This is a genomic window from Gracilibacillus sp. Marseille-QA3620, assembly GCF_054950035.1.
The window spans coordinates 1841270-1865445 of sequence record NZ_CM143102.1; the positions used below are offsets into that span (position 1 = coordinate 1841270).

Genomic DNA, 24176 nt, shown 5'->3' on the forward strand with positions numbered 1-24176 from the left:
TTAAAATCGAGAAAAGACTATTTTATTTTCATGTAAATATGATGAGGAAATACAGAAGAGGATAGCTAATCTTTTAATGAATATTTTGGATTTGGCGGAAATAGTGGAGACCGCTGTTTCCCTTGGAAAAAAAGGTATAGTGCAATACCGTATTCAATTTATATCCGGTTTCGAATAATTGTGCCTGTCACTACCCGAATTGTCTTGTTGCACAGCGTGTTCCACAAATACAGATAAGATTGTTTGAGTAAAAGCTTCATTAGGTATCGTAGACATAAACATATTATTTATAGAGGAATGAAATTTTTGAAATTAGTGCTTCTGTATCATCCATCTAATGGATTCCTTATCGTACTATTGAGAGAAGAGTGGCGTGAGGGAGAGCAGGCGATTGCGCTCCAGCTGCCTGGAACGGACGTGAAGCTGTTGATCGAGAATGATGAGCATGACCTCGGAGCGGGAGGGGTATTCCTCGTTGAAAGCGTGGATGAGTTCTTTCAAGAAAAGAAAGACATCCTCACATTTGTCAGGGAGCCGGTGGATATTCCGCTGTAGACGTCAAGTCGATTTTTACATTTTTTGCTCGTTTCTTGTTTACACTTTTGCCGAAAAAATGCTTTTTCGGTGTTTCATACGATGGCTTTCCTCATTTTCTTCCCCACGGATGACTTCTACACGATGAAGTAAGCGATCTAAAATAGCGGTTGTGATCCCTTGATCTCCTATTAAATTTCCCCATTCATCCGGACTTTTATTTGACGTCAGGATAATCGAACTTCGTTCGTATAAATGGTTAATCAAATGAAAGAATAAGTTGGCCTCTCTTTGATCCATCGCCATGTACATTAAATCATCGATAATGACAAGGTCGGCATTCCTTATTCTTTTGAGCTGAACTTTAGCCTTATTTAGATATTCTTCTGTCTTTAAAAGCTGTACAAGTTCCCCCATAGTGGTGAAGTAAACATTGAACCCTCTGTATACGGCCTCGAGTCCCAATCCAATTGCGATATATGTTTTCCCAATGCCGGGCGGGCCCAAAAGGATTAAATTGTACTGTTGCTCTAGCCAGCTTAATTCCCGAAGTTGAGAAAGTTCGCGGGCTGTCAGAACGTTTTGTCCTTTCAGTTCAAACTCATCTAACGACTTCACAAAAGGGAAGCGTGCCCATTTCATTCTTTTTTCAAGGCTTTTTGCCTCACGTTTTGCTAATTCATATCGTGTGATAGATTCTAGAAACTCCAAGTAGGTCCATGAGGCTTTTTCAGCTTCGCGAAGAAGCTGAGGCAGCTCCTCCGCTGTCTCTGATAAACGTAACTGACGAAATTGATCTTGTAATTCATGCACAGTCTTGTTCATCAGGCTTTACCTCCTAAGATGCTGGTATAGGCCTGTAGAGAACGGGTTGGGGCTTTGATATGAGAATGATTTGTTAGACTGGAACGAAAGGATTCTACCTTTTCAATCGATTCATCACGGAGTGTATCCAGATGATGGGCGATGTCCCGGAAATCATTCGCATTATATAATTTCTCTACTCTGCACTTTGTCAACACAGTATCAATTAATAATGGATACTGTTGAATCACTTTAGAGATAATCGCAAACTGATCTCGACGATATCTCGGGTATCGTTGGCTGATTTCATCTAAATAAGCAGCTGCCTGATCCTGATCTACAAAGTGAGAGACGAGGCGTTGTTTAAGTTCTTCAATCCCTTTGGAACGGTCACGAATGTGATGGCGATTTTGAATGAGTTTCCCTTTTTCTGAGCTCACAAGATGTTTGGCGATGACTTGACCATTTGCTTCACTGCGTATGACCAGCGTCTGTTGATTTTCATCATTCACTTCAATCCAGACAAGATTCTTACTCCTTGTTTGATAAGTCCCTAGTGGGACGGAGTACCGGTTTGACTTGTAACGGATCGTGTTGTCCTTGCTTACACTTCTTGTTATACTTTGGTTATGGGTACTTTCATATGAAAGTAACGAAGAGACTGGCTGTAAGTGTTGCTTTTCGAGGAGAAACACTTCTGCTGGTCTTTTTTTCGTTGTCTGATGAACCTGATGGTTTCCCGTACGTTCAAGCCATTGTCGCGCTCGATCATTCCAATCTTCTATGTCGCTAAACACACGACTGTCAGCGAAATTACCTTTTATGTATTTCACTACATTCTCAATCATGCCTTTAGATTCTGGATCGGCTCTCCTGCACAAGTGAATGTTGAATTTACGCTCATTCACATAGCTTTGAAATTCAGCTGTTAACAGTAGCTCGCCTGCATTCTCACTCACTGTGATTAAGTGATCCTGATCATAAACAATTTCTTCTGTTCGTCCACCATAGAACTGGAATGCATTTTCATGACAACGAATGGCATCTCTCGTGGTAAAAGGATGTGCCTGCCATTCCATATATTTATGTCTGGAGTGAGCGAGCACAAAAGCAATAAAGTACAGTTTGATTTCTTTATTGTCTGTCGTTTTCTGTTTGGTTTCACCCCAGTCTACCTGAAGCTGTTTGCCCATTGGCTGTTCAGGAACGGCTTCATATTGACGGACAACAACCTTTTTCTCAATCTGATAGGTTTCACGAATATCTCTTACATACGTTCTTACCGTACTTCCACCGACCACTAGGTCGGGGTATCTCTCCAAAAGCCAATCATGAATTTGTGCACTACTGAGGTGAGGGTACTCTTCAAGCCAGGCAAGTATCCAGTCTTTATAGTGGTCTAGTTTTTTCTTCTTCCCCAAAGGCTGTTCCGTATAGGCTTTTGCTTCATCAAATGTCATTTCTAAATACTTATAGACAGTTGGTCTTGAAATCTTCAATTCCTTAGCGATTTGTGCGACTTTAAACTTCCTCTTACGCAATTCATGAATCTTGACATATAACACTAACTTCTCCTCCAAAACCCTAACCCCCAGTAAAATAATGTCACCATCTATTTTACTAAAGTAGTAGGTTGATTGAGCAAAAGTGTAAAATCCTATCAAGCAAAAACTGTCAACTTTATTCTAACGTTTACATCCGCCAGGGCGGTATGCGATTTATAAGGATGGTTCAGGGAATGTGATACGGATAATTAATTTTACGAATAAGTGGGGAATATACGAAGGATCCTGGTCCTCAATAGATCAGGCTTCTTTTACAATTGTTTTTCCGGTACAGTGATTAATCTCGTCAAAATCATAAAAGACAAGGCATACTCCGAAAGGTTATTAAATAGCTCTTGGTAAGGCAAGAGGTAAAATCTTTGTTCATGTTCTAATCAAATTCAATGATAGGAGAGATAAGGTGGATTTGTTTTTAATCATTTGTCTTGGTGTTTTGCTATTTACTGGTGTGAATCTATTTGTGTATTTCTTTGCGAGGGGAAAAACAAAAAGAATGCTAGGTACCGGTAGTCTCATGGTTTTACTTTCACCGCTAGTTTTTTATACAACTTTCGAATTTGTAGCACTTTTTGATAAAGGGAGTGGCTTTGGAGCTGCACTGTTTGCATTAGTGTATGGCGGGTTGTACTTCTTGAATGCCGTAGTTGTATTAGCCTTTTCAAATTCATAAGAAAAATACACATTTTTCAAGTAAATGCATCATTAGACCATAAAATGATCAAGAAATAAAAGAGCTTGAGGAAGAATATGATGTACTGCCAAATGAGTATAAAGAATTATTATCTATAACAAATGGATGCTACTTATTCAATTTATTGAGAATAGCTGGTAAACAAGATGGCTATAAAGGGATGTCGAGAGAGGAACAAACATATTCACTGAGTTAATAGATTATGGGAGGATCTTAAAGTGGAAAAACAGGGGGTTAAAAGTAAAAATGAAGTGTCGATTGGAGATGTCTATGTTATAAGATTACCAGATAAAAGATTTGGTGCTATAAGAGTAGCTGATTACAATCAGGTTGAAGGTTCGTACATCCTTATAACAACTCCGTATATAGGGGAGGAGATTCCAAGCATCAATGATAGCAGTTTAAAGCAAATATTACGTCAAAATAGGTTTTTTTATAATAATAAACGAGCTCTTTTATGGGTTGATGGAACACCTCCTAAGGAAGTCATTAATTTAGGAAATATTCCTTTAACGGAAAAAGAAATGAATATTAGGTGCAATTCATTTGGCGATACTTGGGATAATTCAGTAGGAAATGAAGCTTATTTAGAATGGAGATGGGAGTATGACCACGAAAATTTTGTAAGAGAAGTTCAGGAAGATAATTGACCAAAATTGATTTTCATTTATCGTCATCTAATTTTCTTGTGAATTATTTTGTATTTCTATGTTGTCTGCAATATAAAAATACAAGGAAAGATGGTCGGTTACTGAAAAGTAGAAACAGATGCATTCGATGCCTATCAGTTATGTGTTCTTAATTACAAAGAGGATTTTGAACCTTATAAATGGCGGGGAATTCAACTGATGAACCTGCGTAATCTATCTAGGCAATAGGAGATCGTAACGAATATGTATGTGGAAGCAAAACGGCAAAATTGATCCTACCTAAAAAAATATTTTCAGTTTATTTAATTTTATAGAATATTATTCTGAAATTATATGATATAGTTATATTTCCTGTGGTTTTTTTCGAATTAGTTATGAGAATTCGATGAAGACGCAAAAAATGTAAGAAGGAGTCTTAAATGCTATGTGGTTTTTGTTTGCCTTATTGACTACTTTAGCATGGGGCTGTGCTGATCTGTTTTATAAAAAGGGATCGGATGCCGATGATAAACTAAGCCATTTAAAGGTTTCCGTCATGGTTGGTTTGGTTATGGGTATTCATGGTATAGGTTACATGCTATTTAACGAGGTATCTTTTAATCTGATGGATATGATTAAATACTTACCTGTTTCTGCTTTATACATAAGTTCGATGGTCATTGGTTATTTTGGTTTACGGTATTTGGAATTATCGATTTCCTCCCCGGTGCAAAATTCTTCCGGTGCGATTACAGCTATTTTACTAGTCATTCTCTTTCCGCAGTCCGTTCATTGGCTCACAATTGTAGGACTTGTCCTGATTACGGGCGGGGTTATCGGATTGGGTGTTCTTGAAAAAAGGGCACAAACAGCCATCTTGAAGGCAGATAATGTGAGTGTCGATCCGAAGTATCAAATTGGGGTATTAGCGATAACATTCCCGATTCTTTATGCCATCTTTGATGCACTAGGAACATTGGCTGATGGTATTTATCTTGATGAGCTCAAGTTGATGAGCGCGGATGCGGCCCTTTTAGCCTACGAGTTTACCTGGTTTATCGTCGCTATTGTCTGCTTTATTTATATTAAATTTGTGAAAAAACAACGGTTTAATATTCTTAAAGAGCCTGTGAGGGCAACGGCCGCCATTATGGAAACAGCCGGACAATTCTTCTATGTCTTTGCGATGACGGGCAATGCCTTCATTTCTGCACCATTAATCGCATCCTATAGCATCGTATCTGTGATATTATCTCGTATATTCTTAAAAGAAAAACTGAACAAACAGCAATACCTGGTTATCACCATTGTCATGATTGGTATTGCCATACTGGGATTTGCGGAAGAGCTGTAGAGTACTGCTACATTGAAGAAGAGTAAGCAGCAGGAGAAAAATAGGATTCTAAAGGATAAATATAAAATGCAGTTTCAGCATTAGAGATCGTGTCTGCCACTCTCCCGATCATAAAGATGCTTACCGAGTGTTATAGTTATCCATGATCACAACTGATTAAGGTATAAAGGAAAGACGCCTGTTCCCTAAGGAATCAGGCGTCTTTTCGTATGTAGGCGATAAAACCAATATCATTAGGGTGGTCAATAATCACGGCATCCCTGTATTTCAACAGATAAACAGCAATCAGCAAATCACCGCCAGCGGCCAGAATATTTAATAGTCCAATTGAGAGGACAGTATCATTTCCGAGGATGATGGCTAGACTGCTAATCCCAAGTCCTAGAATGAGAAACGGCATCAACCCTCCGGTGATGTAGTGCTTAAACTTAAGCGGTTCACTGCAATGGCAATAGGGAGTGAGGCTGTTCCAGAGTATGCCGTAGTGAATGCTCTTCGCCGCATTTTGACAAAAAGTTGCAAATGGAAATCTGTGGATGATTGAATGCGCTAGGATGGAGATGAAGAAAGCCACCACACGATGACAAATGTGACTAAGTCTGCTGTGAAAATGAATTTACCCTATATGTTTAAATACAGGATAGATAAAGGAAAGATAAATGTCAGCATAATTAAGAGGGCATAAATATTAGCTTTTAACACAGATATCGTGTAAATCTTCTCCTAATACGATTGACTCTCAGGGCTTCGTGCATGTTGAGCTTTTTTGTTTGGCTAGGTTGGTTTTGGTCACTGGTTGGTCCTTTCGAATAGTGATTGCAGATGCCCCGGTAGTGAAAACCCCTTAAGGAGTTTTTTGATCTATTTTGATATTTAATAATTTATAACAGTTTAGAAAGATATAGTTCAAAGGCTATTAATTTGAGGGGGAATTAAATTCAAAATTATTAATTATTTTGATATAATTAAATAGAATAAAATGATATTTACTAAAGGGGGAATAAAGGTGGATACTCTGTTGGTACTATTATTGTTGGTAGCTTTAGTTGTGTTATTTGTTTACATAATAAAAGGGTTTATAGCCGTTTTTAAAAAGAATGGTACTGCAAAACAGCACTTTAAAAAAGCGGGTATTTCATTTGGTGTAATTTTTCTAATATTTATTATCATTGGATTCACTCAACCATCTACTGAAAAAGAATTAACTGCTGAAGAGAAAGCTCAAGTAGAAGCTAAAGCTGAAGAAGCAGCAAAGGAGAAAGCTGAAGAAGAGGCTGCAGCTAAGAAAAAAGCCGAGGAAGAAAAAAAGGCTAAGGAAGAAGCTGAGCGTAAGGCAGCTGAAAAAAAAGCTAATGCAAAGCCAATTGAATATGCCCAACTCAAGAAAAACCCTGATCGATATGAAGGTGAATATGTAAAATATTATGGACAGATAGTCCAAATAATCGAAGATGATGACTATACTAATATTCGCCTAGCAGTTACAAAGGATGAGTTTGGTTATAATTATGATGATATAATCTTTGTTGAATACGATGGCCTTACTGATTTTGTGGAGGATGACGAAGTAACCGTATATGGTACTATTTCTGGAGAATACAGCTATACTTCACAAGCAGGGTGGGAGATTAGTGTACCAGGATTATTAGCAGATGAAATTGAATAAGGATTACCCCCGAATAGCAGAGTCTATTCGGGGTTTTTATTCTCTTTCTGAAAAGCTATGATGTAATAGAGGGTTAAGTCTTCATTTTCTTATATGTGTGGAAAATACATTCCATTAAATGTGCCTGTCACCACCCGAATTATTTTTCTCCTCGTACGATTGGCTCAGCATGTCGGTTCTCAGGGCTTCGTGCATGTCGAGACTTTTTTGAATGCATTCATTGGTGAAACATTTCAATACTTCTATGACCCAGAGCTTATCTTAATTGGCGGCGGCATCAGCGCAAGAGAAGATTTAATTATCCATATTAATCGAAAACTAGATGGAATCCTATCAGCCATTGACCTAGCGAAAATAAAACCTACTATTGGACCCTGCAAGTTCCGGCAAGATGCAAATTTATTAGGAGCTGTATATGGATTTATGAAAGAAGGATAGGTGGGAACATGGAGATGGAGCGGAGGTTATGATATGTCCCACATTATTATGTTCACCATTTTGAATTTATGATGCTCAAACCTGTTTGTATGAAAGGTTTGAGCATTATAAAAGTTATGATTCCGACTGGGGACGAACCAGCGGTCACCACACTGTCAATTTACTATTCTGAATCTTATTCATAATATGCATGTATAGATTCCAAACAGTCCATTATTTCAGGATGCTGGTGATTATTTATACAAGCTGAATCTCTTAATTCCATTATTTCTAGAAATTCTGTGCAATTTATGTGCAGCCTGATTATGTATTAATTACTGGTGGGTGGGTTAGGGTCTATTATTAATATGCTAAATACAATACATAAACAAAATGTTACTTGGAATAAATAAATTATACAGTCATAAAATTAATAACTTCATTATCAATTGTTAAAATGTATTCTTTAATTATATCTATATTTATAATTATATCTGAAAAGGATAAATCACTGGCATCATCATTGTGGTGAACGATATCATTTCTTTTAATTACTATGCTGGCTATTTTGTCTTTATTGTTTTGAAATCTTTCTACAGAAAGTAAATCTATCCCTAAATTAGCGAATAGAGCGATTGTTTTGTGAACATTCCCAGAAATTTCATCATCTATATCTTTTGCTTGGATGTTTAAAGAAAATGGGATGAATTGATTATCCTTATCCTTTTTTCGCAGTATGCTCCATTTAATAATGTTTTGGGGAAGAGGATTTGCTAAAAGCTTCCTATCGATATGATTTACAATCAATAAGCAGACTTCCTTTAAATAAGATTCTAGATAGGTAACAGACATGACTAAATAAGATTTAGTAAATAGGTTTAAATGTTCCATAAATAAAGTATCTGAATCAATTTGAACAACTCTATTATTAGATTCGTTTATTAAAGTGACTAATTCATCAAATTGTTGGAAGTACTTAAGATACACATTTGTGTTAGATCTCATTTAATTTTTCTCTCCACAAACTTCTTCGACGTAATATGGAACTCTTATTTTGTGTGCCACCGGATAATGTTCTCTGAAACTCGTCTAATTTGCATAATTGTTCAAACTTCTGCTCTATTGAACCCTTTTTCTCCTCGATATAAGTTAACTCTAATGTTTGAAATGACCACATTAAAAGATCGTAATATACCATACTCTGTTTTGGACGTTCTCTTGTCATATCTTTGAATATATTAATCTCACCAAAAACCAAGATGCATTTTTGTAACGTATTTTGAAATAAAGATCTAAATTCTTCAATCTCCTCATTTGATGGATTCTGATTATCTTCCATGTATATATCTAGAAATTTTGATAACTTTCCGTCATATTCTTCTAAATCATCACCCAAAGCGAAAAATCTAAGTACTTGTTCTTCTCCTTGCAAGCCATCTTTTTGATTATCGTTTCCAAATTCGGTTATGATTTTATTTTTAGCTAATTCACCTAGTAAATCATTAAATGTTCCTGGATACATAGCATGTCTAATTTCTTGGTTGGTAAGTTCAACAGCTCCTTGATTTAAACGTGCAAATATATCTTTAATTAATTCCTTACTATTATCTTTCCGGAGGACAATGCACCTAATAGTATAGGTTTCTAAATCACTTTGGAAATCTCCAAGTTGGCTAAATTTCTTACCATTAAGCTCCCCATAATGTGTTAAACCCTCTAATTTAAATTCATCGTTTAAGAATCGTTTAATAGTGGTTATTCTTTGAACACCATCAATAACAATATGTTTTTTTTCATCATTTTCAGCAAAATAACATGCCGGTAAGGGTATCCTCATTAAGCACGATTCAATAAATCGAGATGTTTTTTCTTCGTTTTTCTTATTCCATTTGTAGCTTCTTTGAAAATCTGGATTCAAAATTAAAGCCCCTTTATCTACACGATCTATTAATGTCTCAAATGGATAGTCTATTGGATACAGATTTAAAGATTTTCCTATTTCCATTCCATTACCCCTTTTATTCTTATTGATCATAGTAAAGGAAATGTACAATGCTTTACTAGTGATATAAATATTATAATATATTTCATGGTAAATATTAACAGATGTTTGAAATTTTATTAGGATATAAGCTTCAAATAAACCAAAAGTGATTAATTTTAAATTAGTGAAAGATTTATTTTGAAAAATCTTTTATTCCTATTGACTTTTCGAAGGGAAGTGGTTTCGATAGTTTGGCAGTAAGATGAACTACTAATAAATGTGTCTGTCACCACCCGAAAATTTGCTTGTCATAAACGGATTTCATTACATGGATTAAGACGAGACATACGAATGAAAACTATCCTTATGAAGCAAGGAGTGAATCTAAAGATTGTGAGTGAAAGGTTGGGCATGCTAATGTGGGTATAACGTTTGATATATACTCGCATACAGATTATGCAGAGGGTGCTTACAGTAAAATTAGAAAAGGTATATTTATAAAATGATCTAATTTAATTGTAAAAAATTGTATCGATTGAATGATTAATTATTCATTAAATGTGTTATATTCATAATTGTATAACCCATTTGGAGGATAATTAATGAAAACATTGATGATTTGCAATAAGTGTGTGTTGAATGAGGGTCCGATGTATACTGAAGTGGAAATTGAGGATACAGGCGTTTATGAATTTACTTGCGAACAAGGACATCAAAACATAACTATATTACAACTTCACACATTCCAGCTTTTGTATGATTTGGGGATGATGGCTCTGCTAGATGGATATACTAGAGAAGCGGTATCAAGTTTCGCGGCTTCATTAGAAAGGTTTCAAGAATATTGTATAGAACTTTTCCTATGTGATCACCCTGATGACCAAATAACTCAAACATGGAAGTTGGTTGCTAAACAATCTGAGAGACAAACAGGTGCTTTTTATTATTTGTATTTATCAAACATGAAAAAAGTTCCACCGTCCATTAGTAATCCCTGGGTGTCGTTTAGAAATAATGTAATCCATAAAGGTGAAATACCTAAATTTAACAAAACGTTAGAATATGCTGAATATATTTATGGTTATATCATGGGAATTATTATTGAATTAAAAGAGAATCGGTATGATATAAATGATTTTTATAGATATTTAATAAAAAGAATGGCCAAATATAGCGGAGAACAATCATCTAATATGGATGGTCCAACATTCATCAATTTTAGTTATCCTACCGATGAATTAAAAAAGATTAGTTTTAATCAAGGACTAGAATACTTTAAATTAAAGAAGGAAAATGATAATAGACTGGGACAAAAAAGACTATATTGACAGAATGATATGCACACTATTACCAACCCTACCTCCATCTACAAAAATGGAGGTTTTTTTATTGTAAGTTTTAAAATGTGCCTGTTACCACCCGGATTATCTTGTTCCACAAATACAGGTAAGTTTGTTACAGTAAAAGCTTCCTTAAGTATCGTCTACATAACAGATTTTTCATAGAGGATGAAATTCATGAATAATTGTTTCTGTATGATCCCGTGGATAACCTAATGGATTCTCTATCGTATTACCGTGATACGCTTGGATTTGAAGAAGCTTGGCGTAGGGGAGACCAGGCGATTGCGCTCCAGTTGCTTGGAACTGACGTGCAGCTGCTGATCGAGAATGATGAACATGACCTTGGAGCGGGTGGAGTGTTCCGGGTTAACAGTGTAGATGAGTTCTTTGAAGAAAAGAAAGACAGCCTGTCATTTGTGAAAGAAACAATGAAAAAGGTAATTTGGTCCTCTTTGTCACTGCCGGAGTTAAAATACTCAATAACACCGATTTAAAATTCCTCACTAATCACGGATAATCGACGTATCACTACAAAAGAGAGGGATCGTCGATGTTGAAAATGGGGGATTTTATAATGATTCGAGAACTTTATCAAAAAGGATGGACATTATCAGCTATTTCAGAGGAAACAGGATTCGACCGAAAAACCATTCGAAAATATATTCATTCTGAAGAAACACCTTCTTCAAAATCGAGAATGAAACGGAAAAGCAAGTTAGATCCCTATAAGGCGTATCTCTTACAAAGAATTCAGGAAGGAACCACAAATTGCGTGGTCTTGCTTGAAGAAATTACAGCAATGGGGTATGAGGGGAAGAGTACAATTTTACGAGATTTTGTGCAGCCCTTCCGGGCACAACCAAAGAAACAGGCCACTAGGCGATTTGAGACACCTCCTGGGAAGCAAGCTCAAATGGATTGGGCGGAAGTCGGTGAAGTAGTGATGGATGGTCATCCACAAAAGGTTTATGCCTTTCTCATGATTCTGGGGTATTCCAGGATGAAGTATATTGAGTTTACGACAGATATGAAGCTCGAAACATTGATGAAATGTCACATGAATGCCTTCTCCTATTTTAACGGCATTCCGAATCAGATTCTCTATGATAATATGAAAACCGTCGTGACAAAGCACAGTCCAACAGAGATTCGTTTTAATCGTACGTTTGAAGATTTTTTAGCCTACTATGGGGTCGTCCCGAAAGCTTGTAAACCCTACCGCCCACAGACGAAAGGAAAAGTAGAAAGAACGGTGGATTACCTAAAGAAAAATTTCTTTCAACGAAAACATGAACCTACGCTGGAAGCATGGAATCATGACATACAGATATGGTTGGACAAAACAGCTAATAAAAAGAAAAATGAAACGACACAAGAACCGCCGGTTCAGCGTTGGCAAACGGAACAGCCACAGCTTCAAGCCTGGGGAATAAAGCCGTTATTCCCAACAAGCCATTGGGAAGTGCGGGAGGTAAGCAGAGATTGCTTTGTCTCTTACTTAGGAAAGAAATACTCTGTCCCTTTTCGGTATGCCGGTCAGAAAGTTAAGTTGAAAGTGACATTGGACAAACAGTTGGAAATATACGATGCACAAGACCGCATTGCCCAACATCCCATTATGACAGGAAAAGCACATATGCATATTCAGTTGGAGCACTATGAGAAGTCAGAAGAACAACAAAAAGAGCAGAAACAACAGAACTCCCCTGGTTTGCCGACCCCGGATTTCTGTCCTTCTACTCCACAGGTGGAAGCTCGATCTCTAGCCACCTACGCCGCACTCGAGGGGAATGAATCAGAATGAAATCCAGCCTTGAAGAACGACTCATCCAGTTGGGCTGGCATGACACAGCCAGTCAATTGGATGATCTGGTAGAGAATGCTTCTACCCATAATGTATCATATTTTGATTTTCTGCACACGGTTGTTTTACAGGAATGGGAACGTCGAGAATCAGCTAAATTAGAAAATCGAATCAAGCGCGCCAAACTTCCTTATACCAAAACCATTCATGACTTTGATTTTACGTTTCAGCCAAGCATCAATGAGCAACGTGTAAAGGAAACCCTTACCTGCCGGTTTATTGCCAATGGAGAGAATCGTCTTCTTTTAGGGCCACCTGGTGTAGGGAAAACCCATCTCGCCCTCTCTTTTGCCTTAGAAGCTCTGGCAAAGGGACATACCGCCTTGTTTTTGACGGCTGACCAAATGGTGGCAGAATGCCGTAAGGCAGAAACAAAAGGAAGCATTCCTAAATTGGCACAAAAATGGAGCCGTCCAGATTTATTGATTATTGATGAGGTGGGATACTTTCCTTTTGACGAGTTGACGGCAAATGTCTTTTTTCAAGTGGTATCCAAGCGATATGAACATGGAGCGATGATTTTGACCTCGAACAAATCATATATAGAATGGGGCAAAGTGTTTGGGGATGATGTCTTAGCGACTGCCATCTTAGATCGACTCCTTCATCATGCGGTTACCTTCAATATCAAAGGAGATTCGTATCGTTTGAAGGAAAAGAAAAAGGCTGGGATTTATCCAGCAGCGTTATCGAAGTAACGGCATCAGTGGGGAATTTTATTCCGGTGATAGTGGGGAAAACTAAAACGGTATTGACACTCTTAGGGGAATCAAGCTTCTTTTTGTTGAGAGGCACATTTCCGAAGGGTACATATGTGTTTTAAATTGATATTCTTAAATTGTTTTAAACTGATTATTTCAATATATAGAAGTTGAAATCGTAGTATAAAGCATAAGTTAATTATGAAGAAAAACAATATGTAGTTTATAGGTCGTTCTTAAAAGGTGAATTATATTGATATATTTTTATAATTTGAGGAGGTGACTAAGTTGGGTGCGTTACTTCATTGTTATTGCCAGGATTGTGAGTATAGTTTAGATCTTGTAGCTGGAGTAGGGAGTGCGTATGTTCCAAGGAATTTTGAGGTTGTATACAAAACCAACGAAGATAATATGTGGGTTCAATCAATTGAGAGCTTAAGGGTTCTAGATGAAGTTGAGTTGATTGTGAATAAAAAACATGGACAAATTGATCATTATGGTTTCGCCATTTATTACTCTGAATCTTGTAAGAGGCTTTGCTCTCGCTTTTATTTTGAATTGTACTATCTGGAAGACGATGGACAAAGGAAAGTGTATATCCCTACTTACTTTGACAAGTATGGAAAAGAACTAATTAGAGTCGATATAGACGATATTTCTCTCCTCGACCTTGAATGCCCAAAGTGCAAGAGTACACGCTTAACTTTGCCTAAGATAAAGTACTTGTGGGATTAAATAGTAGATAACAAATTAAAACATTATACATTTAATCGTAAATGGAGGGGAAATGATATGGAATTATCCGAAAGAGCAAGAAAGTTTGCAGAAAAAGCCCACGAAGGACAAACAAGAAAGACCAGTGACATTCCGATGTTTACACATCTGACAAGAGTCGCTGAAACATAAAAACAAGCAGGGTTTCCTGAGTATGCAGTGGCCGCTGGATTTTTACATGACACAGTAGAAGATACAGATGTAACCATGGAAAAAATCCAAAAAGAATTTGGTGACAAAGTAGCAGAAATAGTGAAGGGCAACACTGAAAATAAAGATCATTCTTGGGAAATGAGAAAACAACATACAATAGATTCGATAAAATGTGTTCCTCTAGAAATCAGAGCGCTGATTGTTGCAGATAAACTCGATAACCTCTCCTGCTTAGTTGAAGACTATAGTACATATGGGGAAGATTTGTGGTCATTTTTTAAACGAGGAAAAGAGAAACAGAAGTGGTACTTTGAAAGTATTGCCCAAAATATGATGCATGGGTTAAACGATGATGAAGTACCTAAGTACTTTCACGAATACAAACAACTGGTAACAACATTTTTTCGTTAACCCGTCCTTCTAGGCTGATTAACCAAGCCTATTGAGAACACCTTGTCTTTTTACAGAACTCTGAGAACCCTGAAAGTATTAGAATATTCGCTTTCAACTAAAGAAGAGGGACGAGTAAGACTGAAGAATATTAGATAAAGATGATGGGTCATGTTCATAGGATTTCTGGGAGGTAAACGATTTCCATTGCCAGTACTAGGAATGGGGATGGGACATTTACCAACTAAGTGAATGAAGAAAAAACTTATAAACTGTCAAAAGCTTATGAGAGGAGAAAAGCGAACCAAACCTAAATGAATTTAAGGAAGAAAAGGATGACACTATATATTTGGTCAAAGTCTTATTCCAATGTTATTTTCAAGACGCATTTTCCAGTTAAAATAGATTGTTGTGAAGGTAGGAAATGTGGAAATTATTGAAAAAATGAAGTAACCATTCAGTAAGTGAAACAAATGATGGAACCCAAAATACGAAGCTGCTGGTAAGAACATCACAAATAACCTGTGAGATTGTGTAGTCATCTTTATAATAATTCATGCTTCGCTGGGAATTTCTGAATAGGCTAGAAGTATGTATTATAACATCACTTGTAAACAGAATAAACTAAGAATAAACTAAGAATAAGATAAGAATGGATCATGAATGCTATAGATATTATTTGAGGTGATTTGTTATGCAAGTAAAACTCTTTTATAAAACACAAAGGGATCTTGCAGTGTCTTTAAATGAAATAGTGGATGCTTATTGGAATAATGAAATCAATGAAGATACGCTTTTTAAAAGTGTTCATGATGTGTACATAAATAATACGAGTAAAATAATAAAAGAGGGAAAATTCACTTCGGTTCTTAAGCAACAATGTGGAAAAAGAAGGCTTGAAGTTATTGAAAGAATTATTAAAAGTGATACAGATAGTGATATATAATTACTACTGTAGGAGGAATCGGATGTATGACTAAAGAATTAGAATATAGTGCAATATTGACGGGAGCTTCATTTTTGCTATACGAACTTAAGCAAGTGTTGAAACTCAAAAAAGAAGGACTTTCTGATGCTGAAATTAAGAAAAAGGTAATCGAAGATAATATCTTTGAATATAGAGTAACTTCCAGTCTAAAGAGAGCAGTACCTTCAGTTATTAGAAGAGCAAATGCAATAGATGAAACATTTCAAGATTTGATATTAAATAGCCCCTTAGAAGTAGGAAAGATCATTAACCTTTATGCCATTATGAAGACGGACAAACTTTTTTTTGAATTTATGAATGAAGTCATTCGAGAAAAATTGGATTCAAATAATTATTTGCTTGAAAAGAAAGATTTGAACTGTTTCTTCATTACAAAGGCAGAACAAAATGAGAAGATGGCAAAATGGACTGAACTAACAATAAATAAATTGAAACAGGTTTATATGACATTGCTTTATGAGGCGGGTTTGTTACGAGATAAAAAATCAGGTGAATTGAGCAGGTTGCTAGTTGATGAAGATATAAGGTGTCACCTGACATATATAGGTGACATTGCATATTTAAAAGCAATGGGAGAATGAGAGGATATTACATATGCCGAAAATTTATCGAAGACTTGATAAAATTATTCCAAAAATTAAAGAGGACAAGTTCATTCATGGTCGAGGGCTTGGTAATGAAATTAGTTTTTATATTTTCGACTATGAACCGTGTGAGGAATTAGTGGTTCGTGATTACGTGAAGCATATCAAAAAAGAATTTAATTATGAATACTCTGATCGCAAGATTATTGAATTCGATTTATATAAAATGTTGCTTGAGATTGTAAAAGAGAAACGAATCTTTGATCGAGTATTTCAAATGGAAGAGAAGCAGGGCAAAAATGCTCTATACAAAGCAATGACGACCTTTGCTAAGCCTGAAGTTTTTTTAAATAAAATGAGTGGGCAATTAGGCAATCATAATGTTGTGTTTATAACAGGTGTAGGAAAGGTTTATCCATTTGTTCGCTCACACACAATATTAAATAATCTTCAAGAAGTGATTGATAAAATACCTGTAATTATGTTTTTTCCAGGAAGATATGACGGTCAATCACTTCAATTATTTAATAAATTTAAGGATGACAACTATTACCGAGCCTTTCCATTAGTGGATTAGAGAATAGGGGGATACAAGATGCTCATTAAAGATATATTTCAAAAAGATATCGAAAGAGATATAAGAGGCGTTATTAAAGTTGCACAGACAGACGAGGACAATATTTATCAGGAACTTGATGAATATGTCGTAACAAGAGAGTTAAATAAGCACTTGTCTAAATTTTATGAGAACTATCAAAAAGGGATAGATGGATTTACAGATAAAATGGGTGTCTGGATTTCTGGTTTTTTTGGTAGTGGTAAATCGCATTTTTTGAAAATCCTTGCTTATTTGCTTGAAAACAAAAATGTAAAAGGTAAAAGGGCAATTTCTTTCTTTCAAAATAAGATACAAGATCCTCTAATTTTAGCAAATATGAATCGAACTGCAGATGTAGAAACAGAAGTTATTCTTTTTAATATTGATTCTAAGGCTTCTATGGATAGTAAATCGAAAGAGGATGCAATTCTTCGCGTGTTTATGAAAGTTTTCTATGAGCATAGGGGTTATTTTGGAGATATTCCAGGCGTTGCAGAGATGGAGAAATACTTGGATCAAAAAGATGTTTATGAAGAATTTAAAGCCGAGTTTAAGGTGCTTTCAGGTGAAGAATGGACAGAACGCCGTAATACTTTCTATTTTGATGCAGACTATGTTATTGGAGCTTTAACAAAGGTAACTGACATGAGCGAAGAGTCGGCACGAAACTGGTTCGAGAATGGTGTTAATAATTTTGAAATTAGTATCGAAAAATTTGCTAAAGATGTAAAAGAATATATAGATAAAAAGGGCAATAATTTTCATCTTGTCTTTTTAGTAGATGAAATTGGTCAATTTATTGGAGATAGTCGGAGTCTTATGCTTAATCTTCAAACCGTAGCTGAGGATTTGGGGACGTATTGCCAAGGGAAAGTATGGATTATGGTTACTTCCCAAGAAAGCATCGATAGTATTGTTAAAGTGAAAGGTGATGACTTTTCACGTATTCAGGGCCGATTTGACACAAGGCTATCACTTTCTTCTATTTCAGTCGATGAAGTTATCAAGAAACGTATCCTTTTAAAGCAAGACTTTGCTAATGACAAACTTAAATTGATTTATCTTGAGAAAAGCGCCATCTTGAAGAACCTGATCAGTTTTAAAGATAGCACAGCAGATTTACGGGGCTATGATAATGAACAAGAATTCGCAGACGTTTATCCGTTTATTCCTTATCAATTTAAACTACTGCAAAATGTATTTGAACAAGTGAGAAGGCATGGTTCTTCTGGTAAGCATTTATCGGAAGGTGAACGTTCCATGTTATCTGCATTTAAAGAAGCAGCTGCATACTTTAAGGATGAGGAAGAAGGTGTATTAATTCCATTCTACGCCTTCTACGATACAATCAAAGAATTTCTTAATCCGACCATTTCAAGGGTAATTGAGGGAGCATACGAAAACCCAGCTCTTAAAGATGATGAATTTAATATTAGCGTCTTGAAAGTGTTGTTTATGATTAAATATATTAAAGAGCTTCCTGCAAATCTTGACAATATTGCGACGCTCATGGTTACAAGCATTGATGAGGATAAATTAGAGTTGAAAGAAAAAATTAAAGTATCTTTAAGAAAACTAATTTCACAAACGCTTGTTCAGAAAAATGGTGAATTCTATATCTTTCTAACAGACGATGAGCAAGATATCAACAGAGAGATTAAGGCTATTAATATAGATGAGGATGTTATCAAAAGAGAACTTGCCAACTATATTTTCCAAGATATCTATGACGAGAAAAAATATCGTTATTCACCTATGTATTCTTTTTCCTATAATCAGAAAATGGATGAGAAGAATTATGGCAATCAAACTTCAAGTATTGGAATTAATTTCTTATCACCGTTATCAGATTACTACTTAAAGTCAGAACAGGAATTAATGATGATGTCATCTGGACATGGTGAATTAATTATTAAACTTGGTGGCAATGAAGCCTATATAGAAGAAATGGAAGAAGTTCTAAAAATTGAAGAGTATCGTAAGAAAAAGAACATCACCCAGCTTCCGGAAAGCATTCAGAACATTTTAAACAATAAACAAGCAGAGGTGCGTGAAAGAAGACGTAGAATACGTGAATTGTTAGAAGAAGCTATAAAAAATGGACATTTCTTCATAAACGGCGACAACGTGTCGATAAAAGGATCCACTGTAAGAGAAAAAATTAATATGGCTATACACTTGTTAGTTGACAATGTATATACGAAGTTAGGTTATGTAAAGGATTTCTTAGAAAGTGAAAGAGAGCTTCTTATGATATTAAATTCCAAAGAGAAGCAAATATCCTTTAGTGCAGAAATAAAACAAGTACCAAATGAATTAGCTATCAAAGAAATTTTTGACTTTATTAAACTACAAGATACAATTCAAAAACAAATACGAGTCAAAATGATTATAGACCGTTATCACGATAAACCTTATGGATGGAGAGAACTTGATATTCAACGAATGATGGCTGAGTTATTAAAAGACCAAAAAATTCGAATTCGTTATAATTCCGAGTATTTAGAGCTAGAATCGGATGCAAGCAAAATTGTAACGGTACTAACAAAAACAAATGAATCAGATAAAGGGATTATTCTAAAACGAAGAAGACCCGATGAAAGACTTATTAAAATAGCTAAAAAAGTTTGTAAAGAAGTCTTTAATAAAACAGACTTGCCAGATGATGAAGACGGTTTAGTAAAAGAAATAAGAATTCTCTTTGATAATCAAGTCGCTGAAATAAATGAATTTAAGGCTCGTTATGAAGGTAGAAAATATCCTGGTATGAGCTTGCTTGATAAAGGCTTAGAGTATTTTGATGAGTTCCATAAAGGATTAGATAATGCAACATTTTTAGCTAAATTGGAAGAGCTTCAAAAGGAGCTCGTTTATTGGGAAGAGAACATGAATCGTATTGTGAACTTCTTTGGTACGCATCAAAAGGATATTTTTGATAAAGGACTATCAGTTATTAACAGGTATGAAGAGAATAAAATGTATCTTATGAGTAATGATATTAATCAATTTGTAACACAATTAACAGCTATATTAAATGATCCAATTCCTTACGAGAAAATCAAGTATATACCTGAAATAATTAAGGGAATTGACGAACAACTTCAACATGTTTTAAAAGAGAAGAAAGAAGATGCAAAAGAAAAAATTAAGTTTGACTATAATTATCTTATGTTAAAAGCGAAACAATCTGGCGTATCTACTGAAACTAAAGAACAAATTGAACGTTACTATCCTGCGTTATTAAGCCAAGTAGATACGTTTTCTGACATTTATAAGGTAGATGCAACAATTCCTCAAAGTACAAATTTTAAGGAAAAATATGAACGGATGATTAATCGAGAAATTCAGGTATGGCTAGAGGGAGAAGAAGGCACTGATGGACCAAAGGTGCAAAAACAAAAAATAAGAGCATCTGAATTAATTGTAGTGAAAGAATTACGTTCAGAAGAAGATGTAGACCAGTATATCAACGCACTATCTAATAAGTTAAAACAAATAATTAAATCGAATAAAATAATCGAGCTCATTGAATAGTCGGGAGATGTCGGAATATGGATAAATCAGCTCTGAAAACCTTTGCGACAAATGCTAGAAAAGAACTGCTGAAAAAAGTAGAAGCAAAGGCAATGAAGATTGGAATTACAGAAGAAACGATAAAAAAAGCAGACATTGAAAGCTCGGATGCATTTTTTATAGATGGCAGACAGCTATCAAAGCAAGAAAAAACTCAAAGAGATGAATTAATTGCTCGCATCAGTCAAATTGGTTTTAAACAAGTTATGGAGGAGGTTGCATATACTTGGTTTAATCGTTTCACAGCACTACGTTTCATGGAAGTAAATGATTATCTTCCAACAGGGGTAAGAGTGTTGTCATCTTCAAATCCCAATAGTGCTGATCCAGATATATTAAATGAAGCTTTGGAATTGGATTTAGAGGTCGAATTAGATAAAGAGCATATTTATAATTTAAAATTAAACAATGAAACGGAAGAGTTGTTTAAGTATTTAATTATTAAACATTGTAATGACATGAATAGGTTTTTACCATTCATGTTTGAAACGATTGATGATTTTACAGAAATTCTATTTCCAGAGGGGCTGTTGACAAAGGATTCATTTATTCGCCAAATGACTGATATAGAGTTTATTCCAGAATATAATTGGCAGAAAGTTGAAGTCATAGGTTGGTTATATCAATACTATATAGCAGAAGAGAAAGATCGTGTGATTAAGGCGAAGAAAAAATATAAAACAGAGGAAATCCCATATGCTACTCAGCTTTTTACACCAGATTGGATTGTGCGTTATATGGTGCAAAATTCATTAGGTCGTTATTGGGTAGAGTCGCACACAGAACACAGAGACCTTATAGGGAACTGGGAATTTTATCTTGAAAATTCAAACCCTGAACCAGATTTTGAGGAAAAGCTCGCTCCGTACATTAATAAAGAACTTAAAGTAGAGGATATCAAGTGTTTTGATCCTGCAATGGGTAGTGGTCATATCCTTGTTTATATGTTTGATGTGCTGTATGAAATTTATAGCAAATGTGGCTATATAGATAGGGAAATACCAAGATTAATTATCCAAAATAATTTGTACGGGTTGGATATTGATGATCGCGCATTTCAACTGGCTAGTTTTTCCGTTGTAATGAAAGCATTAGAATATAATAGTCGTTTCTTAAGAAGTATTGAAAGAGAAGGATTGTCCTTAAATTTAGCAGCGATCCAAGAAACAAATAGCCTAAATAATGATGATATTGCTTATGTTGCAGGGGAAAGTAGTGGAAAGTGTTATGAAAAAGTTGAAGAATTTGTCAGTCAGTTTATAGATGGGAAGTCAATTGGTTCATTATTGATAGTTGCAGATTATGAATGGGATTACCTGAAAAAAAGGTTGGCACAAATACAAGAGAGTCCAGCAAGTGACCTGTTTGAAGAGGAAATAAGATCGAGAGTGTTATCCATATTGCCCAATTTGTTAAAACAGATAGAAATAATGACTCAAAATTATGATATTTTGGTAACCAACCCTCCATATATGGGTAATCGGTATATGAGTGCGGAATTATCAAAATATATAGGGGAAAATTATCCAACCACAAAATCTGATTTGTTTTCTGCTTTTATGCAATATTGTATTGGGAAAGTTAAGAAAAGTGGTCAATTAGGATTTATTACACCTTATGTTTGGATGTTTATATCTTCATATGAAGATATAAGAAAAGAAATTGTTAAAAATTGCGATATAAGTACTTTAATTCAATTGGAATATAACTCATTTGAAGTTGCTGTTGTCCCTGTTTGCACATTCACACTTAGGAATTATTACTCAAATACTTCAGGTGAGTATATTAGGTTATCTGATTTTAAAGGAATATCTGCTCAACCATTAAAAACTCTTGAAGCAGTTACTGATCCAAATGTAGATTTTCGCTACACAGCCAAAACAGCAAATTTTTTATCTATTCCAGGTATGCCAATTGCCTATTGGATTGACCAAAGGATCTTAGATATATTTGTTAGTTCAGAGAACCTTTCAAGTGTAAGTTCTGCTAAACAAGGGTTAGCAACAGGAGACAATAATAGATTTTTGAGAGTGTGGCATGAAGTAGCTATTGATAAAATAGGGTTCGATATTGGAAGTAGAGAACTTGCTAGAGAGAGTGGAATAAAGTGGTTTCCTTACAATAAAGGTGGAGGCTACCATAAGTGGTATGGAAAAAATGAGTATATTATTAATTGGGAAAATGATGGGGATGAAATAAGAAATAATTATGGTGAGAATGGAAAATTAAAATCAAGACCTCAAAATACCGATTTTTATTTTAAAGAGGCTATTTCTTGGGGGAAAGTAACAAATATCTCCATTTCCCTTAGATATATTCCACAAGGTTTTATATTTGATGTTGCTGGTTGCTCAATATTTACAGACCAAAACCTCTATGTTTTGTTAGGAACGTTAAATTCGAGATTAATAAATGAAATGTTAAAATTCATGAGTCCTACTATGAATTATGAAGTTGGGCAGATTAGTAATTTACCAATAATATTCCAAGGTAATGAGGAGGAAATTGGAAAAATAGCCTTTGATTGTGTCGAGATAGCAAAGACAGATTGGGATTCTTACGAGAGGTCATGGGATTTTAAAAAACATCCTTTTATAAATTATTCGACTGATTCTGGAAAGATAGCAGTGGCTTTTGAAAAATGGAAAGGTTTCACTGAGCAACAGTTTCGTTTATTGAAAGAGAATGAGCGAAGTTTAAATAGGATCTTTATTAACAAATTTCAATTGAATGACATATTATCTCCAGACATATCTGATGAAGAAATAACTATAAAGAAAGCTGAAATAGTACGAGATATAAGATCATTTATCTCCTATGCTATTGGCTGTATATTTGGTCGTTATTCTTTAGATGAAGAAGGCCTTGTCTATGCAGGAGGAAAATTCAATCCGAATAAATATCAAACACTTCATCCAGTTCAAGACAATATTCTCCCATTACTTGATGGTTCATATTTTGATGAAGATATTGTTTCTAGCTTCATTGACTTTGTTCAAGTGACATTTGGGGAAGATACATTAGCAGAGAACCTTGAATTAATTGCTGATACTCTCAGCAAGAAAAAAGGAGAAACAGCAAAAGAGACAATCAGACGCTATTTTCTAAATGATTTCTTTAAAGATCATGTTCAAACGTATAAAAAGCGACCAATATATTGGTTATTTACTTCTGGTAAGCAAAAGGCTTTTAACTGCTTAATTTATATGCATCGATATGATAAGACAACATTATCTCGTATTAGGACCGACTATTTACACGAATATCAAATCCGCCTTGATGCTGAGAAGAAAGAATTACTGAGTATTATTGAAGGTGATTATACTACCAAAGAGATTAGTAATGCTAAGAATGAATTGAAGTCATTAGATAAGAAAATTGAAGAGCTAAAAGAGTACGATGAATTGTTACACAATATGGCGGACAAACAAATAGGAATAGACTTGGATGATGGTTTTACACATAATTACGACTTGTTTAAAGGACTTGTTCCAAAAATAAAATAACAGTCATGAGGATATACCAGCTATGACTGGTGTATCCTTGTTTTATGGAGATTATTGT

At 35.1% G+C, this 24176-nt stretch carries 23 protein-coding genes and 1 pseudogene; 19 read left to right on the forward strand and 5 right to left on the reverse strand.

What is annotated here, in order from left to right; genetic code table 11:
- Window positions 1–306: 306 nt before the first annotated feature.
- Window positions 307–555, forward strand: coding sequence for a hypothetical protein (locus tag ACY8DX_RS09355; RefSeq protein WP_462406670.1), 249 nt, complete (start codon window positions 307–309; stop codon window positions 553–555).
- A gap of 39 nt (window positions 556–594) precedes the next feature.
- On the opposite strand, the gene istB (ACY8DX_RS09360) is transcribed toward ACY8DX_RS09355, so the two are convergent.
- Window positions 595–1359, reverse strand: coding sequence for an IS21-like element IS643 family helper ATPase IstB (gene istB / locus ACY8DX_RS09360; RefSeq protein WP_462406005.1), 765 nt, complete (start codon window positions 1357–1359; stop codon window positions 595–597).
- The gene (gene istA, locus ACY8DX_RS09365; protein ID WP_462406919.1) at window positions 1359–2903 is read right to left on the reverse strand and encodes an IS21 family transposase; all 1545 of its coding nucleotides are present in this window, start codon (window positions 2901–2903) and stop codon (window positions 1359–1361) included. The genes istB (ACY8DX_RS09360) and istA (ACY8DX_RS09365) overlap by 1 nt, the downstream gene beginning before the upstream one ends.
- A 400-nt stretch (window positions 2904–3303) precedes the next feature.
- Between istA (ACY8DX_RS09365) and ACY8DX_RS09370 the strand changes: the two genes are divergently transcribed.
- From ACY8DX_RS09370 to ACY8DX_RS09390, 5 genes and pseudogenes are all read left to right on the forward strand, one after another.
- Window positions 3304–3573: a hypothetical protein gene (locus tag ACY8DX_RS09370; RefSeq protein ID WP_462406671.1), complete on the forward strand. Its 270-nt coding sequence runs from the start codon at window positions 3304–3306 to the stop codon at window positions 3571–3573.
- 85 nt (window positions 3574–3658) lie between these two features.
- Complete coding sequence (locus tag ACY8DX_RS09375) at window positions 3659–3790, forward strand: hypothetical protein (RefSeq protein ID WP_462406920.1); 132 nt, start codon at window positions 3659–3661, stop codon at window positions 3788–3790.
- Window positions 3791–3812: 22 nt separating this feature from the next.
- Window positions 3813–4244 (forward strand): hypothetical protein, encoded by a 432-nt coding sequence (locus ACY8DX_RS09380; RefSeq protein WP_462406672.1) that lies wholly within the window; start codon window positions 3813–3815, stop codon window positions 4242–4244.
- A gap of 105 nt (window positions 4245–4349) precedes the next feature.
- A pseudogene (locus ACY8DX_RS09385) lies at window positions 4350–4469 on the forward strand (IS110 family transposase); the annotation flags it as partial.
- Window positions 4470–4668: 199 nt separating this feature from the next.
- Window positions 4669–5577 carry an EamA family transporter gene (locus ACY8DX_RS09390; RefSeq protein ID WP_462406673.1) on the forward strand — a complete coding sequence of 303 codons (909 nt, stop codon included), beginning with the start codon at window positions 4669–4671 and terminating at the stop codon, window positions 5575–5577.
- Between the two features lie 193 nt (window positions 5578–5770).
- On the opposite strand, the gene ACY8DX_RS09395 is transcribed toward ACY8DX_RS09390, so the two are convergent.
- Window positions 5771–6154, reverse strand: coding sequence for a DUF3267 domain-containing protein (locus ACY8DX_RS09395; RefSeq protein ID WP_462406674.1), 384 nt, complete (start codon window positions 6152–6154; stop codon window positions 5771–5773).
- A 429-nt stretch (window positions 6155–6583) separates the two neighbouring features.
- Here ACY8DX_RS09395 and ACY8DX_RS09400 point away from each other — a divergent pair, with 429 nt between their 5' ends.
- Together ACY8DX_RS09400 and ACY8DX_RS09405 are read left to right on the forward strand one after the other, a co-directional pair.
- Window positions 6584–7243, forward strand: a complete 660-nt coding sequence (locus tag ACY8DX_RS09400; RefSeq protein WP_462406675.1) for a Slp family lipoprotein — start codon at window positions 6584–6586, stop codon at window positions 7241–7243.
- Between the two features lie 93 nt (window positions 7244–7336).
- Window positions 7337–7681 carry a hypothetical protein gene (locus ACY8DX_RS09405; RefSeq protein ID WP_462406676.1) on the forward strand — a complete coding sequence of 115 codons (345 nt, stop codon included), beginning with the start codon at window positions 7337–7339 and terminating at the stop codon, window positions 7679–7681.
- 393 nt (window positions 7682–8074) lie between these two features.
- On the opposite strand, the gene ACY8DX_RS09410 is transcribed toward ACY8DX_RS09405, so the two are convergent.
- Both ACY8DX_RS09410 and ACY8DX_RS09415 read right to left on the reverse strand, forming a co-directional pair.
- Window positions 8075–8665, reverse strand: coding sequence for a HEPN domain-containing protein (locus ACY8DX_RS09410; RefSeq protein WP_462406677.1), 591 nt, complete (start codon window positions 8663–8665; stop codon window positions 8075–8077).
- Window positions 8655–9665 carry a GmrSD restriction endonuclease domain-containing protein gene (locus ACY8DX_RS09415; RefSeq protein WP_462406678.1) on the reverse strand — a complete coding sequence of 337 codons (1011 nt, stop codon included), beginning with the start codon at window positions 9663–9665 and terminating at the stop codon, window positions 8655–8657. The genes ACY8DX_RS09410 and ACY8DX_RS09415 overlap by 11 nt, the downstream gene beginning before the upstream one ends.
- Window positions 9666–10246: 581 nt before the next feature.
- Between ACY8DX_RS09415 and ACY8DX_RS09420 the strand changes: the two genes are divergently transcribed.
- The 11 genes from ACY8DX_RS09420 (at window position 10247) to pglX (ending at window position 24118) form a co-directional block, all read left to right on the forward strand.
- Entirely contained in the window at window positions 10247–10972 is a 726-nt protein-coding gene (locus ACY8DX_RS09420) for a hypothetical protein (protein ID WP_462406679.1), read from the forward strand.
- 215 nt (window positions 10973–11187) lie between these two features.
- The gene (locus ACY8DX_RS09425; protein WP_462406680.1) at window positions 11188–11481 is read left to right on the forward strand and encodes a VOC family protein; all 294 of its coding nucleotides are present in this window, start codon (window positions 11188–11190) and stop codon (window positions 11479–11481) included.
- 56 nt (window positions 11482–11537) lie between these two features.
- Complete coding sequence (gene istA / locus ACY8DX_RS09430) at window positions 11538–12791, forward strand: IS21 family transposase (RefSeq protein ID WP_049669382.1); 1254 nt, start codon at window positions 11538–11540, stop codon at window positions 12789–12791.
- On the forward strand, window positions 12788–13549 hold the full coding sequence (gene istB / locus ACY8DX_RS09435) for an IS21-like element helper ATPase IstB (protein ID WP_049669381.1): 762 nt from the start codon (window positions 12788–12790) through the stop codon (window positions 13547–13549). The genes istA (ACY8DX_RS09430) and istB (ACY8DX_RS09435) overlap by 4 nt, the downstream gene beginning before the upstream one ends.
- 291 nt (window positions 13550–13840) lie before the next feature.
- A complete protein-coding gene (locus ACY8DX_RS09440) occupies window positions 13841–14287 on the forward strand; it encodes a hypothetical protein (protein ID WP_462406681.1) in 447 nt (148 codons plus the stop codon).
- Between the two features lie 198 nt (window positions 14288–14485).
- The gene (locus ACY8DX_RS09445) at window positions 14486–14890 is read left to right on the forward strand and encodes an HD domain-containing protein (RefSeq protein ID WP_462406682.1); all 405 of its coding nucleotides are present in this window, start codon (window positions 14486–14488) and stop codon (window positions 14888–14890) included.
- A 673-nt stretch (window positions 14891–15563) separates the two neighbouring features.
- On the forward strand, window positions 15564–15815 hold the full coding sequence (locus tag ACY8DX_RS09450; RefSeq protein ID WP_462406683.1) for a TIGR04540 family protein: 252 nt from the start codon (window positions 15564–15566) through the stop codon (window positions 15813–15815).
- A 26-nt stretch (window positions 15816–15841) separates the two neighbouring features.
- A complete protein-coding gene (locus ACY8DX_RS09455; protein ID WP_462406684.1) occupies window positions 15842–16438 on the forward strand; it encodes a DUF1819 family protein in 597 nt (198 codons plus the stop codon).
- A gap of 13 nt (window positions 16439–16451) precedes the next feature.
- Complete coding sequence (locus ACY8DX_RS09460) at window positions 16452–17018, forward strand: DUF1788 domain-containing protein (RefSeq protein WP_462406685.1); 567 nt, start codon at window positions 16452–16454, stop codon at window positions 17016–17018.
- A gap of 18 nt (window positions 17019–17036) precedes the next feature.
- Complete coding sequence (brxC, locus tag ACY8DX_RS09465; protein ID WP_462406686.1) at window positions 17037–20573, forward strand: BREX system P-loop protein BrxC; 3537 nt, start codon at window positions 17037–17039, stop codon at window positions 20571–20573.
- A gap of 17 nt (window positions 20574–20590) precedes the next feature.
- Window positions 20591–24118, forward strand: a complete 3528-nt coding sequence (gene pglX / locus ACY8DX_RS09470) for a BREX-1 system adenine-specific DNA-methyltransferase PglX (protein WP_462406687.1) — start codon at window positions 20591–20593, stop codon at window positions 24116–24118.
- Window positions 24119–24176: the final 58 nt, after the last annotated feature.

What these genes read in the sequence shown, in the direction of transcription:
- istB (WP_462406005.1), bottom strand. Translation starts at nt 1,359, where the DNA reads ATGAACAAGACTGTGCATGAATTACAAGATCAATTTCGTCAGTTACGT.
- ACY8DX_RS09390 (WP_462406673.1), top strand. Translation starts at nt 4,669, where the DNA reads ATGTGGTTTTTGTTTGCCTTATTGACTACTTTAGCATGGGGCTGTGCT.
- ACY8DX_RS09405 (WP_462406676.1), top strand. Translation starts at nt 7,337, where the DNA reads ATGTGTGGAAAATACATTCCATTAAATGTGCCTGTCACCACCCGAATT.
- ACY8DX_RS09410 (WP_462406677.1), bottom strand. Translation starts at nt 8,665, where the DNA reads ATGAGATCTAACACAAATGTGTATCTTAAGTACTTCCAACAATTTGAT.
- ACY8DX_RS09415 (WP_462406678.1), bottom strand. Translation starts at nt 9,665, where the DNA reads ATGGAAATAGGAAAATCTTTAAATCTGTATCCAATAGACTATCCATTT.
- ACY8DX_RS09420 (WP_462406679.1), top strand. Translation starts at nt 10,247, where the DNA reads ATGAAAACATTGATGATTTGCAATAAGTGTGTGTTGAATGAGGGTCCG.
- istA (WP_049669382.1), top strand. Translation starts at nt 11,538, where the DNA reads ATGTTGAAAATGGGGGATTTTATAATGATTCGAGAACTTTATCAAAAA.
- istB (WP_049669381.1), top strand. Translation starts at nt 12,788, where the DNA reads ATGAAATCCAGCCTTGAAGAACGACTCATCCAGTTGGGCTGGCATGAC.
- ACY8DX_RS09450 (WP_462406683.1), top strand. Translation starts at nt 15,564, where the DNA reads ATGCAAGTAAAACTCTTTTATAAAACACAAAGGGATCTTGCAGTGTCT.
- ACY8DX_RS09455 (WP_462406684.1), top strand. Translation starts at nt 15,842, where the DNA reads ATGACTAAAGAATTAGAATATAGTGCAATATTGACGGGAGCTTCATTT.
- ACY8DX_RS09460 (WP_462406685.1), top strand. Translation starts at nt 16,452, where the DNA reads ATGCCGAAAATTTATCGAAGACTTGATAAAATTATTCCAAAAATTAAA.
- brxC (WP_462406686.1), top strand. Translation starts at nt 17,037, where the DNA reads ATGCTCATTAAAGATATATTTCAAAAAGATATCGAAAGAGATATAAGA.
- pglX (WP_462406687.1), top strand. Translation starts at nt 20,591, where the DNA reads ATGGATAAATCAGCTCTGAAAACCTTTGCGACAAATGCTAGAAAAGAA.